General features: G+C 70.9%; 13 protein-coding genes. 7 read left to right on the forward strand and 6 right to left on the reverse strand.

Annotated features, from left to right (window positions below; genetic code table 11):
* Window positions 1-23: 23 nt before the first annotated feature.
* Both ACWEIJ_RS40455 and ACWEIJ_RS40460 read left to right on the forward strand, forming a co-directional pair.
* Entirely contained in the window at window positions 24-2570 is a 2547-nt protein-coding gene (locus ACWEIJ_RS40455; protein ID WP_449842582.1) for an MGH1-like glycoside hydrolase domain-containing protein, read from the forward strand.
* Entirely contained in the window at window positions 2567-3949 is a 1383-nt protein-coding gene (locus ACWEIJ_RS40460; RefSeq protein WP_449842583.1) for an alpha-amylase family glycosyl hydrolase, read from the forward strand. Before ACWEIJ_RS40455 ends, ACWEIJ_RS40460 begins: the two co-directional genes overlap by 4 nt.
* Here the strand turns inward: ACWEIJ_RS40460 and ACWEIJ_RS40465 are convergent.
* Together ACWEIJ_RS40465 and ACWEIJ_RS40470 are read right to left on the reverse strand one after the other, a co-directional pair.
* Window positions 3891-4901, reverse strand: a complete 1011-nt coding sequence (locus ACWEIJ_RS40465; protein WP_449842584.1) for an AI-2E family transporter — start codon at window positions 4899-4901, stop codon at window positions 3891-3893. The genes ACWEIJ_RS40460 and ACWEIJ_RS40465 overlap by 59 nt on opposite strands.
* A complete protein-coding gene (locus ACWEIJ_RS40470) occupies window positions 4901-5320 on the reverse strand; it encodes a DUF7144 family membrane protein (RefSeq protein ID WP_449842585.1) in 420 nt (139 codons plus the stop codon). Before ACWEIJ_RS40470 ends, ACWEIJ_RS40465 begins: the two co-directional genes overlap by 1 nt.
* A 150-nt stretch (window positions 5321-5470) precedes the next feature.
* Between ACWEIJ_RS40470 and ACWEIJ_RS40475 the strand changes: the two genes are divergently transcribed.
* From ACWEIJ_RS40475 to ACWEIJ_RS40485, 3 genes are read left to right on the forward strand one after another with little or no spacing between them, the layout of a single operon-like run.
* Window positions 5471-7297: a glycoside hydrolase family 15 protein gene (locus ACWEIJ_RS40475; RefSeq protein ID WP_449842586.1), complete on the forward strand. Its 1827-nt coding sequence runs from the start codon at window positions 5471-5473 to the stop codon at window positions 7295-7297.
* Window positions 7298-7333: 36 nt separating this feature from the next.
* The gene (locus ACWEIJ_RS40480; protein WP_449842587.1) at window positions 7334-7819 is read left to right on the forward strand and encodes a DUF1269 domain-containing protein; all 486 of its coding nucleotides are present in this window, start codon (window positions 7334-7336) and stop codon (window positions 7817-7819) included.
* On the forward strand, window positions 7816-8301 hold the full coding sequence (locus ACWEIJ_RS40485; RefSeq protein WP_449842588.1) for a potassium channel family protein: 486 nt from the start codon (window positions 7816-7818) through the stop codon (window positions 8299-8301). Before ACWEIJ_RS40480 ends, ACWEIJ_RS40485 begins: the two co-directional genes overlap by 4 nt.
* Here the strand turns inward: ACWEIJ_RS40485 and ACWEIJ_RS40490 are convergent.
* The 3 genes from ACWEIJ_RS40490 to ACWEIJ_RS40500 all read right to left on the reverse strand — a co-directional run bounded on the left by ACWEIJ_RS40490 (window position 8267) and on the right by ACWEIJ_RS40500 (window position 11527).
* Window positions 8267-9556: an MFS transporter gene (locus tag ACWEIJ_RS40490; protein ID WP_449842589.1), complete on the reverse strand. Its 1290-nt coding sequence runs from the start codon at window positions 9554-9556 to the stop codon at window positions 8267-8269. The genes ACWEIJ_RS40485 and ACWEIJ_RS40490 overlap by 35 nt on opposite strands.
* A 268-nt stretch (window positions 9557-9824) precedes the next feature.
* Window positions 9825-10529, reverse strand: coding sequence for a hypothetical protein (locus tag ACWEIJ_RS40495; RefSeq protein ID WP_449842590.1), 705 nt, complete (start codon window positions 10527-10529; stop codon window positions 9825-9827).
* Window positions 10526-11527, reverse strand: coding sequence for a hypothetical protein (locus ACWEIJ_RS40500; protein WP_449842591.1), 1002 nt, complete (start codon window positions 11525-11527; stop codon window positions 10526-10528). The genes ACWEIJ_RS40495 and ACWEIJ_RS40500 overlap by 4 nt, the downstream gene beginning before the upstream one ends.
* 194 nt (window positions 11528-11721) lie before the next feature.
* Between ACWEIJ_RS40500 and ACWEIJ_RS40505 the strand changes: the two genes are divergently transcribed.
* Entirely contained in the window at window positions 11722-11904 is a 183-nt protein-coding gene (locus ACWEIJ_RS40505; RefSeq protein WP_449842592.1) for a hypothetical protein, read from the forward strand.
* 55 nt (window positions 11905-11959) lie between these two features.
* Window positions 11960-14551, forward strand: a complete 2592-nt coding sequence (locus ACWEIJ_RS40510; protein ID WP_449842593.1) for a LuxR C-terminal-related transcriptional regulator — start codon at window positions 11960-11962, stop codon at window positions 14549-14551.
* Between the two features lie 170 nt (window positions 14552-14721).
* Here the strand turns inward: ACWEIJ_RS40510 and ACWEIJ_RS40515 are convergent, their stop codons facing one another.
* On the reverse strand, window positions 14722-15726 hold the full coding sequence (locus ACWEIJ_RS40515; protein WP_449842594.1) for a glycoside hydrolase family 88/105 protein: 1005 nt from the start codon (window positions 15724-15726) through the stop codon (window positions 14722-14724).
* Window positions 15727-16706 lie beyond the last annotated feature (980 nt).

The following is a 16706-nucleotide window of genomic DNA, read 5'->3' on the forward strand; positions in this document are numbered from 1 at the left end:
CGGACGAACGAGAGGTGGGCGACGTGGTCAGCGCGGAGAAGCAGAGGCTGCAGGACGCCGGTCCGTGGCGCAGGTGGGGCCCGTACCTGAGCGAGCGGCAGTGGGGCACGGTCAGGGAGGGCAACGACGCGGGCGACGCCTGGACGTCGTTCACCCACGACCAGGCCAGGTACCGGGCGTACCGGTGGGGCGAGGACGGGCTGGCCGGGTTCAGCGACGACCGGCAGCGGATCTGCCTGGCGCTGGCGTTGTGGAACGGCAACGACCCGATCCTCAAGGAGCGGTTGTTCGGCCTCACCAACGGCGAGGGCAACCACGGCGAGGACGTCAAGGAGTGCTACTTCTACCTCGACGCCACCCCGACCTCCTCCTACCTGCGGATGCTCTACAAGTACCCGCAGGCGAAGTTCCCGTACGAGGACCTGGTCGCCACGAATGCCGCCCGCTCCCGGTTCGACCCCGAGTACGAGCTGCTCGACACCGGGGTGTTCGACGACGACCGCTACTTCGACGTGGAGGTCGAGTACGCGAAGGCGGGTCCCGAGGACGTGCTGATGCGGATCACCGCGCACAACCGCGGGCCGGAGGACGCGACGCTGCACCTGTTGCCCACGCTGTGGTTCCGGCACACGTGGTCGTGGGCGGGCGACGTCCGCATGCCGTCGCTGCACGTCTGCGAACCGGGCACGGTGCGCGCCGAGCACCCCGACCTCGGTGTGCGGTGGTGGTACGTCGACCCGCCCGCGCCCATCCTCGTGACCGAGAACGAGACCGACAACGAGCGGGTGTTCGGCTCGCCCAACGTCACCCCGCACGTCAAGGACGGCATCGAACGCGCGGTGGTCCACGGGGACCAGACCGCGGTCGCCGCGGACGGCGTCGGCACGAAGGCCGCCGCTCACCACGAGATCCGCCTCCCGGCCGGAAGGTCCGCCACGGTCAGGGTCCGGCTCAGCGACGCCAGTCTCAGCGACCCGTTCCTGGACTTCGACGCGGTCGTCAGCCGGCGGCGTGACGAGGCGGACGACTTCTACGACGAGGTGCTCGGCGGTGACCCGCGCGGCGAGGAACGGCTGGTGTGCCGGCAGGCGCTGGCCGGGCTGCTGTGGTCGCGGCAGTACTACGCGTTCGACGTCGAGCGCTGGCTCACCGAACGAGGCGTCGATCCCCTGGGCGAGGACCAGAACTGGCGGCACCTGGTGGCACAGGACGTCTTCGTCATGCCGGACAAGTGGGAGTACCCGTGGTTCGCCGCCTGGGACCTGGCCTTCCACGCCGTGCCGCTGGTGATCGTCGACCCCGAGCTCGCCAAGCAGCAGATCGAGCTGCTGCTCGGCCGCCGTTACCTGCACCCGAACGGCCAGATCCCGGCCTACGAGTGGAACTTCGGCGACGTCAACCCGCCGGTGCACGCGTGGGCCGCGTGGTTCGTCTACCAGTACGACCGCGACAAGGAGTTCCTCGCCCGCGTGTTCCCGCCGCTGCTGCGCGCGTTCGGGTGGTGGCTCAACCGCAAGGACGCCGACGGCCGGAACCTGTTCCAGGGCGGGTTCCTCGGCCTGGACAACATCGGCGTGTTCGACCGCAGCGCTCCCCTGCCCACCGGCGGCCGGATCGACCAGGCCGACGGCACCGCGTGGATGGCGTTGTACTGCCAGAACCTCATCCAGATGGCGCTCGAACTCGGTGAGGTCGAGCAGGCGGCCACCCTGCTGGAGAACCTCGCGTGGATCGCGGCGGCCACCGGCCACGTCGGCAGCGGGCTGTGGGACGAGGAGGACGGCTTCTTCCACGACGTGCTGCGCCATCCGGACGGCACGTCCACGCCGTTGAAGATCCGCTCGGCCGTCGGGCTGCTGCCGCTGGCCGCCGCGACCGTGATCAGCCCGGACGTCCGGCGCGAGCACCCCGAGCTGATCGACGGCATGCGCGGCTTCCTCGACCGGCACCCGGCCGTGCGGGCCGCGTTGTGGGGCCACGGCGCGCAGGCCGACGCCACCGGACCGGTGCTGTTCTCGTTGTTCGACGAGAGCCGCCTGCGCCGGATCCTCGCGCGGATGCTCGACCCCGGCGAGTTCCTGTCACCGCACGGCATCCGCTCGCTGTCGCGCTGGCACGCCGAGCACCCGTACGTGCTGACCGTCGACGGCGTCGAGCACCGCGTCGGCTACCTGCCCGCCGAGTCGGACTCCGGCATGTTCGGCGGCAACTCCAACTGGCGCGGCCCGGTGTGGCTGCCGATCAACGTGCTGGTCATCCGGGCGTTGCGGCACCTGCACGAGTACTTCGGCGACGGTTTCACGGTGGAGTGCCCGACCGGTTCCGGGCGGTACCTGAACCTCCGCCAGGTCGCGGACGACATCGCCGAGCGGTTGCTCGACACGTTCCGGACGGGGGTGGACGGGCGTCCGGTCCACGGTGGACAGACGCGGTTCCGCGATCCGCACTGGCGGGATCTGCCGTTGTTCTACGAGTACCTCCACGGCGACAACGGCGCGGGCATCGGTGCGAGCCACCAGACCGGTTGGACCGCGCTGGTCGCCCTGCTGCCGCTGGAGGTGGCGCGATGAGCTGGCCGGAGCAACCCGTGATCTACGAGGTCAACACCGCCGTGTGGCTGGGCGAGCTGTCCCGGGCCGCCGATCGCCAGATCACCCTCGGCGAGGTCCCGGCGTCCGCCTGGCACGAGATCACGCCGGCCGGGGTCGACGCCGTGTGGCTGATGGGCGTGTGGGAGCGCAGCGTCCTGGGCCTGGCGATCGCCAACGGCCACCCCGGCCTGCGGGCGTCGTTCCAGGAGGCGCTGCCGGACCTGCGGCCGGAGGACGTCATGGGGTCCCCGTACTGCGTGCGGCGCTACATCGTGGCCGACGAGTTCGGTGGCGACGAGGGCCTCGCGAAGGCACGCGCCGAGCTCGCGGCACGCGGCGTGCGGCTGGTCCTCGACTACGTGCCGAACCACGTCGCGCCGGACCACCCGTGGGTCGAGGAACACCCGGAGTTCTTCGTGCGCAAGGAGAACGGCGACCTCGAACGCGGGAAGGACCCGTACTTCCCGGCCTGGCCGGACGTCGTGCAGCTCGACGCCTTCTCCCCCGCCCTGCGCACGGCCGCCACGATGACGTTGTCGGGCATCGCCGCCCGCTGTGACGGCATCCGCTGCGACATGGCCATGCTGCTGACCAACGAGGTCTTCTCCCGCACGTGGGGAAAACCGGCGCCGGAGCAGGACTTCTGGCCGGAGGTGATCGGCGGCCTGCGCGCCGACCACCCGGAGACCGTGCTGATCGCCGAGGCGTACTGGGACATGGAGTGGGCGTTGCAGCAGCAAGGCTTCAACTTCTGCTACGACAAGCGGCTCTACGACCGGCTGGTCAGCGGCCAGGGCGTGCGCGAGCACCTGCGGGCCGATCCCGGCTACCAGGTCAGGCTGGTGCGGTTCCTGGAGAACCAGGACGAGCCGCGCGTCGCGAGCGTGCTCTCACCCGCCGCCGCGCGGGCCGCCGCCGTGGCGATCGCGACGCTGCCCGGCGCGACGCTGTGGCACGAGGGCCAGTTCGAGGGCAGGCGGGTCCGGCCGCCGGTGTTCCTGGCCCGGCGACCGGACGAACCGCTCGACCACGACCTCGCCGCCTGGTACCGCAGGCTGCTCGCGGTGGTGCACGACCACCACGTGCGGCGGGGCGAGTGGCGTCTGCTCGACGCCGAGGGCTGGCCGGACAACCAGTCGTGCCGGCGGTTGCTCGCGTGGTCGTGGACGGCCGCGGGCGGTGCGCGGCACGTCGTGGTCGTGAACTTCTCCGACCGGCCCGCCCAGGGCCTGCTCCCGGTGGAGCTGCACAAGTACACCGACCTGCTCGACGGCATGGTGTACGAGCACGAGGACGACCTCAGTCCCCTGTACGTGGCACTGGCGCCATGGGGATGTCATCTTTTCGCGGCGGCCTGAGCAGGGCCGCCGCCCAGCCCGCCGCCGGGTCGATGTCGACCAGCAGCACCTTCACCAGCACGGTGAGCGGCACCGCCAGCAACGCGCCGAGCGGGCCGAGCACCCAGGCCCAGAACACCAGCGCCAGGAACGTCGCGGTGGTCGACAACCCCGCGGCGTCCCCGGTGAACCGGGGCTGGATCAGCGACTGCACGACGAAGTTCAGCACCACGTAGAACACCAGCACGGCCAGCGCCCGGCGCGGGCCGTGCTGGAGCAGTGCCAGCACCGCCGGTGGTGCCACGCCGAGGATGAAGCCGATGTTGGGGATGTAGTTGGTGACGAACGACAACACGCCCCACAACAGCGCGAGCGGAATGCCCAGCACCGCCAGCGCCACCGCGTCCAGCACGGCCACGATGAACCCGAAGATCGTCGTGACCAGGATGTAGCGGCGCGTCCGGCGGACGAACTCCTCCAGCGCCTCCCGCAGGTTCGGCCGGTCCGCGGCGATGTCGGCGAGCCGCGAGTGCGCCCAGCCCACCTCGACGCCGAGGAACAGCAGCAACGCCAGCAGGAACACCAGGCTGGTGGTGAGGCTCGTCAGTTCGTTGAGCAGCCCGCCGATCGCGCCCATCAACCTGCCGCGGTCGAGGCCGTTGATCGCCCGCTCGGCGCGCGCGACGAGCTCGTCGCGCGCGAACTCCGGCAGCATCGAGGCCAGTCGCACACCGGACGCCGCGACCGTCACCGCGACGACCGCGAGCACGCTGTACACACCCGCGACCACCGTCAGCGTCGCGAGCCACGGCGGCGCGCCGCGGTCGCGCAGCCACCGGTGCACCGGACTGATCGCGATGACGACCAGCAACGCCAGCATCGCCGGCGCCACCAGCCACGCGACCGCCCGCACCCCGGCGACCACGACGACCGCGGCCGCACCACCGAGCAGGATCGTGAGTGCGCGCGGCATCAACGGTGGGTCGACTCGTACTTGGCCGTCGTGTTGTTGATGTCGGCTTCCTGGCCGTGGACGACCACGGCCCATATGACGGTCACGCACAGGGCGATGACGATCGTGGACCACAGCGGGTGCACCGACGCGAACGCCAGTTGCGCGACCGCGTTGAAGACCGCGAGCACCACGGCGACCACCCTCGCCCACGCGGCACCGGACAGCAGCGCGCCGCCCGCGAGCGCCACCAGGATCCCGATCAGCAGCGTGATCCAGCCCCACGTGGTGATGTCGAAGACGAGCACCTGGTGTTCGGTGACGACGTAGTACTCACCGCGGAACAACGCCACCAGCCCCTCAATGGCGTTGAACGACCCCATGACGATCATCATGATGCCCGCGAACCAGATCCAGCCGAGCCAGCCTGTCTCCCGCATCGTGCCTCCGTTCGCTCGGGACGGGAATTGCCCGGCCACCGTGACACCGGCGTCCGCAGCGGATCTTCACCCGTTTCGCGCGAGAGGAGGCGCGGTGGTCCGTCCGGACGGGTGAAGACCCGCCCCGGCCCCGCCGAGAGTCTCGTCCTCATGACGACACAACCGGTGTATCCACTGATCGCCGACCACGGGCTGATCGGCGACCTGCAGACGTCCGCGCTGGTGTCCACCGACGGCACCGTGGACTGGTTCTGCTGCCCGCGGTTCGACTCGCCGTCCGTGTTCGCCTCCCTGCTCGACCGGCAGCGCGGCGGCTTCTGCCGCATCCGGCCCGCCGGCCACCCCGGCGCGGGACGGCAGCTCTACTTCCCCGACACCGCGGTGCTGATCACCCGGTTCATGACCGAGGAGGGCACCGGTGAGGTCGTCGACTTCATGCCACCGCTGCCCGACCACGACGCGACCGACCGGCATCGGCTCGTGCGCATCGTGCGGTGCGTGCGCGGGCGCGTGACGTTCGAAGTCGACGTGGCGCCACGGTTCGACTACGGCCGTCGGTCCCATCGCGCCCGGATCACCGACGACGGGGTGATCTTCGACTGCGGCCAGTTCGGGCTGGTGCTGCACGCGGTGCGCGAGCCCGGCGATCCCCGGCTGGTGTCCGGGGAGATCACCAGCACGCAGGACCTGCGCGCCACGCTGTCGCTGGTCGAAGGACAGACGCGCGGCATCGTGCTGGAGTCCGGTGTCGCCGGGCCACCGCGTGCCGTGACCGCGGCGCAGGCGCGGGAGCTGTTCGAGAGCACCGTGTCGTTCTGGCACAACTGGATCGCCCAGTCGACCTACCGGGGCCGCTGGCGCGAGGCGGTCGACCGGTCCGCGATCACGTTGAAGCTGCTGACCTACGCGCCGTCCGGAGCGCTGGTGGCGGCACCGACCACGGGACTTCCCGAACAGCTCGGCGGTGAGCGCAACTGGGACTACCGCTACACGTGGGTGCGTGACGCGTCGTTCGCCGTGTCGTCGTTGCTGCGCCTGGGTTTCACCGAGGAGGCGGCGGCGTTCGGGCGATGGCTCACCCAGCGCAGCCAGGAGGGTGGCCCGCTGAAGGTGATGTACGCGGTGGACGGGTCGGCCGACCTCGCCGAGCAGGTGCTGGAGCACTTCGAGGGTTACCGGGGGTCGTCACCGGTGCGCGCGGGCAACGGCGCGGCGGGTCAGCTGCAGCTCGACATCTACGGCGAGTTCCTGGACAGCGTGCACGCGGCGCACCTGTGCGGGCTGCGGATCTCGCACCGCGGCTGGCACGCCGTGCTGGAGCAGCTGGAGTGGCTGACGCACAACTGGGACCAGCCGGAGGAGGGCATCTGGGAGACCAGGTCGGGCCGCGCCGACTTCACCTACGGCCGGGTGATGAGCTGGGTCGCGTTCGACCGCGCGATCCGCATCGCCACCGCGGAGGGGCGGCCGGGACCGGTGGAGCGCTGGCGTTCGGTGCGCGACCGGATCTACGGCCAGGTGTGGGACCGCGGCTGGGACCGCAAGACCGGCGCCTTCGTGCAGCGCTACGGCGCTACCGCACTCGACTCGTCGTTGCTCCGGCTGCCGCAGGTGGGGTTCGTGGCGCCGCGCGACCCCGTGTGGCTGGACGCGTTGGCCGCCATGGAAGCCTTGGTCCACGACAGCCTGGTGCTGCGCTACGACACCGAGGCCGCGCCGGACGGGTTGCGCGGCTCGGAGGGCACCTTCTCGTTGTGCACCTTCAACTACGTGACCGCGCTGGCGTTGTCCGGACGGGCCCGCGACGCGCGGCTGGTGTTCGAGAAGATGCTGACCTACGGCAACCACCTCGGGCTCTTCGCCGAGGAGATCGGCCTGACCGGCGAGCAGCTCGGCAACTTCCCGCAGGCGTTCACCCACCTCGCGCTCATCGACGCGGCCGTCACCCTCGACGACCGGCTCACCCGTCGCGGGTGAGGACTCGTGCCGCGGGTCTCTCGCACAGTTTCGGTCATGGCCACTTTGACCGTGTGGAAGTTCGACACCTCCGAAGGGGCGCACAACGCGCTCGATCTGCTGAAGAAGCTCCAGGACCAGCAACTGATCACCATCCGCGACGCGGCGTACGTCTACTGGGAGGCTGATGCCAAACGCCCCAAGACCAAGGAGATCGGCAGGTTCACCGGTGCCGGCGCGCTCGGCGGAGCGTTCTGGGGCCTGCTGTTCGGGCTGATCTTCTTCATCCCGGTGCTGGGCGCGGCGATCGGCGCGGGCGTCGGCGCGCTCGCCGGGTCGCTGTCCAAGGCGGGCATCGACGACGACTTCATCAGCGAGGTCAGGGCGAGCGTCACACCGGGCACGTCCGCGCTGTTCGTGATGTCCGAGTACGCGGTCGTCGACAAGGTCGCCGACCAGTTCAAGCAGACCGGAGCCCACCTGATCACCACGAACCTGTCGGTCGACCAGGAGAAGCTGCTGAAGGAGACGTTCACCTCTTGATCCACGGGGTGACCTGGGCGGTGGTGCGGCCGGCAGCGACTGTCGGGGTGCTGCTGCTGGTCTACTACCGCCTGCCGATGGACCGGCCGGAGGACGGATTCACCGTGCTCCGGCTGGTCGCCGGTCTGCTGCTGGTGGCGCTGGTGCTGTGGTGGCAGGTGCGGATGATCGGACGCGTCAAGCACCCCGGCCGGCAGGGCGCCCAGGCGCTCGCGCTCGTGGTCCCGCTGTTCCTGCTGGTGTTCGCCCAGGCGTGCTTCCTGCTGGAACGGCACCAGCCCGGCAGCTTCACCCTCCCGCTCAGCCGGACCGATGCTCTCTACTTCGTCGTCACCGTGTTCGCCACCGTCGGATTCGGTGACATAGCACCGGTCACGGCCGCGGCTCGGGTCCTCATGACCGTGCAGATGCTCTGCGACCTGCTGGTGGTGGGCGTGGCGCTGAAGGTCATCCTCGCCGCGGTTCGCCGTCGCTCCGGATGAACAACGCGAACACCAGCCCCACCACGGAAATGAGCACCAGCAGCGTGAGCGCCGCGCGGTACGGGTGCCCCGCGCCGGTGAGGACCGAGCCGACCAGCGCGGTGCCGAACGAGGACCCCAGGTTCGAGACGGCACGCGACACCCCGGACACGTCCGCCTGGTCGGCATCGGGCCACCGCGACTGCACGACGTTCACCGAAGCCGTCAGCATGATCCCGATCCCGGCCCCCAGCAGGAACAACCCGACCGGTTGCTGCAACGTGCCGGCGATCGTCAGCACGAACCCGGCGCGGATCAACGTGCGCTGCGCGTACCGCTTGGCCAGGCGCCCCGCCAGCGCGGAGGTGACCAGCATGCCGGCCGTGGCGGGCAGCAGCGCGACACCGGTCTCGATCGCGCTGAGGTGCTGCTCCTGCTGAAGGTGCACGGACAGCACGAAGAACGTCCCTTGCAGCACCAGCCACTGCACGAGCTGGGTGCCCAGGCCGAGGTTGGACGTGCGGTCCTGGAACAGCTTCGGCTCGCACAGCGGGTCCTGCGCTCTCGTGATGTGCCACCCGAACAGGCCCAGTGTCCCGACACCCGCGCCGATCAGCAGCCACGTGGTGGCGGACCAGCCGTTGACGTTGGTGCGCAACACCCCCAGCACCACCAGGAACAGCCCCGCCCCGGACAGCACCGCTCCCCTGAGGTCGAACTTCGTCGGCTTCGGCGTCGTCCTGGGGATGTTCCTGGCCAGGGCGATGATCAGCAGCACCACCGCGACCTGCAGGAGGAACGAGGCCCGCCAGCTGAACGCGGTGGTGATCAGACCGCCCAGCAACGGCCCCGCCGCCGCACCCAGCCCGCCCGCGCCCGAAACCGCGCCGAACCCCTTGGCGCGTGCCGTCGGATCCGGTGCCAGCGCGGTGACGAGGATGTAGATGGGCGGGATCATCAACGCCGACCCGACGCCCTCCAGCACCGCATACCCGACCAGCAGCACGCCGGGGCCGGGCGCGAGGGCCGCGAGCAGCGCGCCGGCACCGTAGATGGACAGGCCCAGCACGAAACACCGGCGGCGGCCCCAGATGTCGGTGAGCTTGCTGCCCGGCACCATCAGCGCGGCCATCACAAGGGTGAACATCGTGATGATGGTCTGGACGCCGGTGATCGTCGTGCCGAGGTCGTGGGCGATCGTGCTGATGGCGACGTTCATGTTGGTGGCGGCGTAGCTCGCGATGAACTGGGCCAGCGCCAAGGGAAGGATCTTCACCGGCCACCGCCGGTGGGTAAGGCACCACCCGCGCTCGTCGCGCACCCTCCACCCGCGGGCAAAGCACCGCACCCACCCGGCACCACCCACTCCGGCACCCCCGACACGCGCCCTCCGCCCGAGGGCAACGCACCGCCCGCTTCCGTCACGCGCCCTCCGCCCGCGGGCAAGGCGCCACACCCACCCGGCACCACCCACTCCGGCACGCCCGACACGCACCCTCCGCCCGTGGGCACACCACCACACACGCCCAGCCCCACCACGCCCCTCACACGCCCTCCCCGACGTGCAGATGCCCCGCCGCCTTGCCCAGCAACGCGTGCACGATCCGCAGCACGTCCGCCACCCGGTCCCGGTGCTCCCGCAGCACCTCCACCTGCCGCGCCGCCTCCCGCACCATCCGCTCGGCCCGCAGCCGCGCGGTCTCCTCCACGAGCTGCGCGTCCCGCAGGGTCTCCTTGCGCCGCAACGTGAGCGCGAGCTCGAAGTCCTCCGCCACCTGCTCGCGCTGGCGGGCCGCGGCCTCGTCCAGTGCGCGGCGACGGGCTTCGCCCTCCCGGACCAGCCGGCTCATGCGTTCGCGCGTCGTCACCAGGAGGTCGCGGTGTTCGGCGTGGGTCCGCTGGGCCGAGGACCACACGTGTTCCTCGATCGCGGACGCGCGTTCGACGATCGCGGCGGCCTCCGCCAGTGCCGCGTCGACGGCGTGGCGGAGACGTTCCCCGACCGAGTCCGGCGACAGCGGCTGGCGGCACAGACGCTCGATGCGGTCGCGCAACGCGCGGTTCTCCTCGCGCGCGGCTTCCAGGGCCCGCGTGAGCGAGCGGGCGCGGTCCTCGCAGGCGTCGCGGTCGGCGGCCAGCAGTTCGAAGTCCCGTTCGGTCACGCCGACGTAGTGCTGGACCTGGTCGCGCCGGTAGCCGAGCCACGCCACGTCGAAGGCGGTGCGCAGCGGCACCAGTTCGGTCGTCATGAGCGCACCAGGGCGAGCTGGGCGCGGCACAGGCCGCCGATGCCCTCGGCCGGTGCGGCCGGGGTGCCCGCGGTGATCACGTGCACCCGCGTGCGGCTCAGCAGTGCGGCGCGGACCGCCACGTCGGCCAGCAGGCCGCAGCGGCGGGAGGGAGACCAGCCGCGCGTGACGTCGGTGGGGGCCGGACCGTACCAGGCGGTGGCGGTGACGTCCTCCGGGTAGCCGACGATCAGGTCGTCCAGGCGGCCGGCGGCGAGCGCGGCGAGGGTCTGGTCGGCGCCTTCCACGGCCAGCCGGCGGGCGCGGCCGCGGTCGTTGAAGTCGGCCAGCACGCCCTCGGTCCACGTGCGGGCGGCGGCGCGGGTCTCCGAGGCGATGCGGTTCGGGGTCAGAGCGCGACCAGTCCAGCGCACCACGACGTCGCGGCGGACGGGGGCGGGCAGCGCCTCCCACAACGCGCCCACCACCTCGTCCTCCCCCGCGATCACCAGGAGCCGGGCCTCCTGGCGTTCGAGCATCTCCGCGCACGCGGCGGCAGCGGACCGCACGCCGTCCAGCCACGTCTCGGCCGGGTAGTTCAACGAGACGTGTTCGTTGCCGGCCACCAGATCCGCGCTGCACCGGCCCGCGGTCACGGCGACGCGCGGCGGGCGGTCCTGCAGCCAGCCGAGCACCGGCAGGACGTGGGCCGGTGAGCTGAACCAGGCGAGGTCCAGATGGCGCAGCCCTGGCGTGTGGAAGACGCGCGCGGGCAGGTCCTCGCCGGCGAACGCCACGAGCGTGTCGGCGGTCGGGTACAGGGAACGGGCTCGCTGCAGCACTTCGCCGATCGTGTCGATCAGGTCAGGGCCGGCACCGTCGGCGCGCAGCTGGTCGGCCAGGCGCAGCCAGCGCGCCCGGTACGCCCGCAGCGGGCTCGATCCCAGGTAGACGGAGGCGACGGGGCGTGCGGGGCGGACGACGTCGATCAGGTCGCGCAGCGCAAGTCGGTGGCTCATGGGGCAAAGGTTCTTCGGGCGCCGACCCCCGCTGCTTCACCCGCCGCAGGTGAACCCCCTCCCGCACGGCCCGCCGGTACCGCCCGCCGCGGGGGAGGCCGCACACGTGTCCGGGCGAGCAGCGTCGGCGGCGGAGGTGACCGATCTTGAGCCGTCAACCCGATCGTTCCCGTTCCCGGCGCATCGTGCTGACCGTGGCCGTGTTCCTCGCCGTCGTCGTCACCGGCGGCGACGAGAACTGCGGCCCGACCAGCGAGACCGGGGCGCTGGCGACCCTGAGCCTGCTTCCGCGGCTGATGGGTGTGGTGGGCCGGGGACTGTGGCTGATTTCCGTTTCTGACAAGGCGAACGAGTCCGAATGTCCGCCTTCGCGGTGATGCGGTTCGATCACGCGATCATGCACTGACCAACTGCATCGGGAGACAAAACGCAATGTCCGACAGTTCGGAGTGTGAGCCTTACAGTCCTGAGACCGGCCAGGCGAAGCTGCGCCTGCCCACCACGGCGACACCGGTCGTGACACGTGTCGCCCTGCTATCCACAGTGGACGGACATGTGTCGTCGGCGCCGGTCACGGTGGTCACCGGTCCCCCTGGGTGCGGCAAGACCACGCTGCTCGCGGAGTGGGCGCGGCGGCGCGACGACCGAGTGGCGTGGCTGACGCTCGACGAGCACGACAACGAACCAGTGCGGCTGCGGGCCGCCTTCCGCGACGCCCTCGGGTTGTCCGAGGCGATCCCCTTGAGCGAACCGGGTTTCTCCTCGGCGGTGATCGCCGCGTTCGACCAGGCACCCGCCTCGGTGTGCCTGGTGCTGGACAACGTCCACGAGATCCGCGACGCCGAGGCGCTCGCGAGCATCGACCTGCTCACCCGCCGGCCACCGGACCGGCTGCGCCTGGTGCTGCTGGGGCGGTTCCCGCCGCCGTTGCACCTCGGCCGCCTGCACCTGGAAGGACGGTTGAGCGAGGTGCTGCCGCACGAGTTCGCCTTCACCCGCACCGAGACAGAGGAGCTGCTCGCCGCGCACGGGCTGCAGCTCTCCCCCGACGACATCGACCTCCTGTTGAGACGCACCGAGGGGTGGATCGGCGGACTGCGCTTCGCGGTCATGCGCCTCGCCACCACCGCGGCCAGGCCGCACGATCTGCTGATGTTCGGCGGCCTGGACCAGATCGTCAGCCGCTACCTCAGCGAAGAGGTGCTCGCGCGGCATCCGCAGCGGGTGCGGGACCTGCTCGTCGCGACCAGCGTGTGCGACACCGTGAGCGCGGAGCTCGCGGGTGAGCTGACGCGGCATCCCAGCCCCGGCGTGGTGCTGGACGCACTGGAGCGCACCAACTCGTTCGTGAGCAGGCTCGAAGCCGCGCCGGAGTGGTATCGCTGCCACCCGGTGCTGCGGGCTCATCTGTCGGCCGAGCTGCGCCGCTCCCGTCCGGCGGACGAGACGGCGCTGCACCGGACGGCGGCGCACTGGTACCACCGCAACGACGAACCCACCGTGGCACTGCGGCACGCGTTGCGGGCCGGTGACGACCAGCTGACCGCCGAGATCGTCGAGCACTCGGTGCTGCCGGAGGTGTTGCGGGAGGGCAGCGGCCGGCTGCGCGAGGTGTTCGACTCCGTGCCAGGTCACGTGCTGGCCCGTCCACAGGTCGGCGTCGTCGCGGCACTGGTCGCGATGGACGCGGGTGACGTCGCGGCCGCGGACCGCGTGCTCACCGCGCTGGGCGGCGAGCCGCTCGCGTTGCGGCAGGACCGGGTGCGGGTCCTGCACGCGACGGCGTTGCTGCGGCGGGGACGCTTCGACGCGCGGCTGGGTGAGGCGCTGAGGGTGATGGCACGCACGGCGGCGGGGCGTGGCGGCACCGATGCGGAGGTGGCCGCGTTGCTCAACCGCGGCGTGGCGGCGTTGCTGTCCGGCGATCACACGAACGCGGAACACGACCTGGTGCGCGCGGCCACGATCGCACGGCAGGAGCGGTTCGACCACGCGGTGCTCGACTGCCAGGTCCATCTGGCGGCGCTGACGAGTGCGTCCGGCGACATCCGCACCGCGGCAAGGCAGGCCGGCGAGGCACTCGAGTTCGCCGAGGAGAAGGGCTGGGAGTCGCACTTCGTGTGCGCGCTCGCCTACACGTTGGTCGGCGTGCAGGCTTATCTGCGGCTGGACGACATTCGCGCGGCCGACCTCGCGGGCCGCGCGGTGCGGGCACTGGGCGACCGTCCCGACCCGGCGACCGGGCTGGCGGTGTCCACTTTGGACGCTGCCGTGTCGTTCCCGACGGCCGGTGACCCGCGGGCCGTCGTCGGCCGCATCCGCGAGCAGTGGCAGGACGTGGCGGGACGACAGGTGATACCACCGGTCATCGCACACATAGCACCGGCCGTGCAGCGCATAGCGTTGCGCTCGGGGGACGAGCAGTGGGCGTCCACGATGGCCGACGAGATGGAGGCGATGTTCGGCCCGTGCGGCGAGGAGGCGGTGCTGCGCGCGGTCGTGCACACCCACCACGCCCGCGTTTCGCAGGCCCGCAAGATCGTCGAACCGCTGCTCTCGGGCGACCTGCCCGCACTCGCGGCACCGACGGTCGTCGACGGCTGGCTGCTGGAGGCCGTGCTCGTCGAGCGTTCGGGCGACCAGCGGCGCGCACACGAGGCCGTGACGCGCGCACTGGCCGCCGCGGAGCCCGCCGGCGCGCTACGCCCGTTCCTCAACGCGGGCAAGCCCGTGCGCGACCTGCTGGCCCGCGGCGCCGGCCGCTTCGGCAGGCTGGAGTCGTTCGCCACGACAACGATGACAGCGCTGCCGGCCGCGTCGACGGCCTCCACCGACGTGCTGACCAGCCGGGAACGCGATCTGCTCCTCGAACTCCCGTCCATGCGGACCACCGAGGAGATAGCCGACTCGCTGTTCGTCTCGGTCAACACCGTGAAGACACACCTGCGCGGCATCTACCGCAAACTGGGCGTGAACCAGCGCCGCGACGCCGTGCTCGCCGCACGAAAGCTGGGTCTGATCTAGGTTTTGGCCCCTTGGGCCGTCGTGGCACGACCGCGACACTTGATCCACGCGAGCTCGCTGACACGATCGCCAGGCTCGTCCTCGCCACTGGCGAACCAATTTCCGCGCCACCGGCACCCCCGGCCGTGCGCTGCCATGCGCCGCGCACGACCGGGCGGGGTGCCGCCACGTCAGATCTTCGCCACCTCGGAGGAGGCCAGCAGGAACGCTCCCACACCGAAGTTCCACGTGTCGTTGCGCCCCACCGGCTGATGGTCGGAGGGTTGCTGCCCCGCGCCTTGCACGTACCCGAGCCTGCCGTTCGACTGCAGCGCGACCCGGACCATGCCGTCCCACGCCTTCACGGCCGCCGGTTTGTACGTCGCCGCGCCGAGCACACCCGCCCTGATGCCCCACGCCAGCCCGTAGGTGAAGAACGCCGTGCCGCTCGTCTCCGGCCCCGGATGGTCGGCGGGATCACCCAGGTTGACGTTCCAGAACCCGTCCGGCCGCTGCACCTGCACGAGCCGCGCCGCCATCTGCCGGAAGTCCGCCAGGTAGCCCACCCGGTACGGGGAGTCCCGCGGCAGCACGTTCAGCACCTTGGCGAGTGCGGCGACCGCCCACCCGTTGCCGCGCGACCAGTAGACGTTCTTGTTGACGTACTTGCTGTCGCGCCACCACAGCCCGTTGTTCCACAGCCGCTGCCGGGTGTACCGGTAGAGCCGATCGCCGTAGTCCATCCTGTTCAGCCGTGCGTAGAGCGGCATCGCCATGTGCAGCGCGTCCACCCACCACCAGTAGTCGGTGCGGCCACTGGCGATGGTCGCGTCGATCTCCTTGACGATCGCCGCCCGCCTGCGCGGCTCGGGGTCGTCCTCGTACAGGTCCAGGTAGGGCTGCCCGGCGGCCTGGTAGTCGGCGAAGTGGGGGTTGCCCGACGAGCTCTTGAGGCCGAAACTGTGCCGGTTCGCCCAGCTCAGCGTGTAGTCGCGGTACTTCGTGTCCCCGGTGGCCCGGTAGAGGGCCATGACGCCGCTGTGCAGGGTCGCGTCCTGCCAGTCGTTGCCGCCGAGGCTCTGCGTGCGGATCCAGTAGTCCGCGGCCGCGCGACCGGCGTCGAGCGGGCCGGCTGCAGCCGTGGTCAGGAATGGCAGGGCCGATGCACCCAGCAGGAACGAACGCCGCCTCACCATGCAGGTTCTCCAACCTTGTGACAGGGGCGGCGTCGTCTCCTATTAGAACCGGATTCGTCCGTCCGGACCAGGGTTCCGCCGGATTCACGGGCTCGGTGTCGCGGGTGAGCGACCACACAGATCATCCGGAAACACCGGAGGGCATCGTGCCGTTGTAGGTGATGGTCGGTGCGGTCCGTGTCCCCCGGGCCTCACCTGCATCGCCTTCGCGGAAGACCGTCCGGCTGGTACCGCGTCGAGCCACTCGCCGAGAGGCGACCGCCGCACCGACCACCTCAAGCTCGTCCTCAGGCCGTCACTCTCCCCCGACGGACGGCCTGAGGGCGTCCTCCTGCAGATCACCTGGAAACACAACGGTTCTCCGTGTCGTTGCCTTCAGCCCCATTGGCACGGAAGAGGATCCGAGCCCGCACACTTGCCCCCAGACCGTCGCGTTCTCCCCCGACGACGGCCTGGGGGCATCCCGCTTTCCCTTGCGACATGGGAGCTTTCAGCGGTGAGGCACCACACAGATCATCCGGAAACACCAGCGGGGCAAGCGCCGTTGTAGAGAGTGGTCGGTGTGGTTCAGGTCCCCCGGGCCTCACCTACATCGCCTTCGCGGAAGACCGTTCGGCTGGTACCGCGTCGTGCCCACCGCCGAGAGGCGACCGCCGCACCGACCACCAAAGACCAACCCTCAAGCCGTCTTCCTCCCCCAGGCGGCTGGAGGAACATCGCCCTCAGGCCGTCACTTCAGTCCCCCGACGGCGGCCGTGGGGGCGCGCCCTCAGGCCGTCACACCCCCTCGACGGCGGCCTGAGGGCTTTTCCACATCTCGGGTCCGCGCCGGGAGCCAGGTCCACGATCGGGCGCCCGGCTCGAGTCCTTCCTCATCTCGCGCACGCGGCACGCCCACTTCCCTTCTCCCGGCTCAAAGGCTTCCGACGACTCCGCGTGCGCACAGCTGACGTTCACCAAGCCGTTCCGGGTCTGGCTTC

Source organism: Lentzea sp. NPDC004789 (assembly GCF_053601075.1).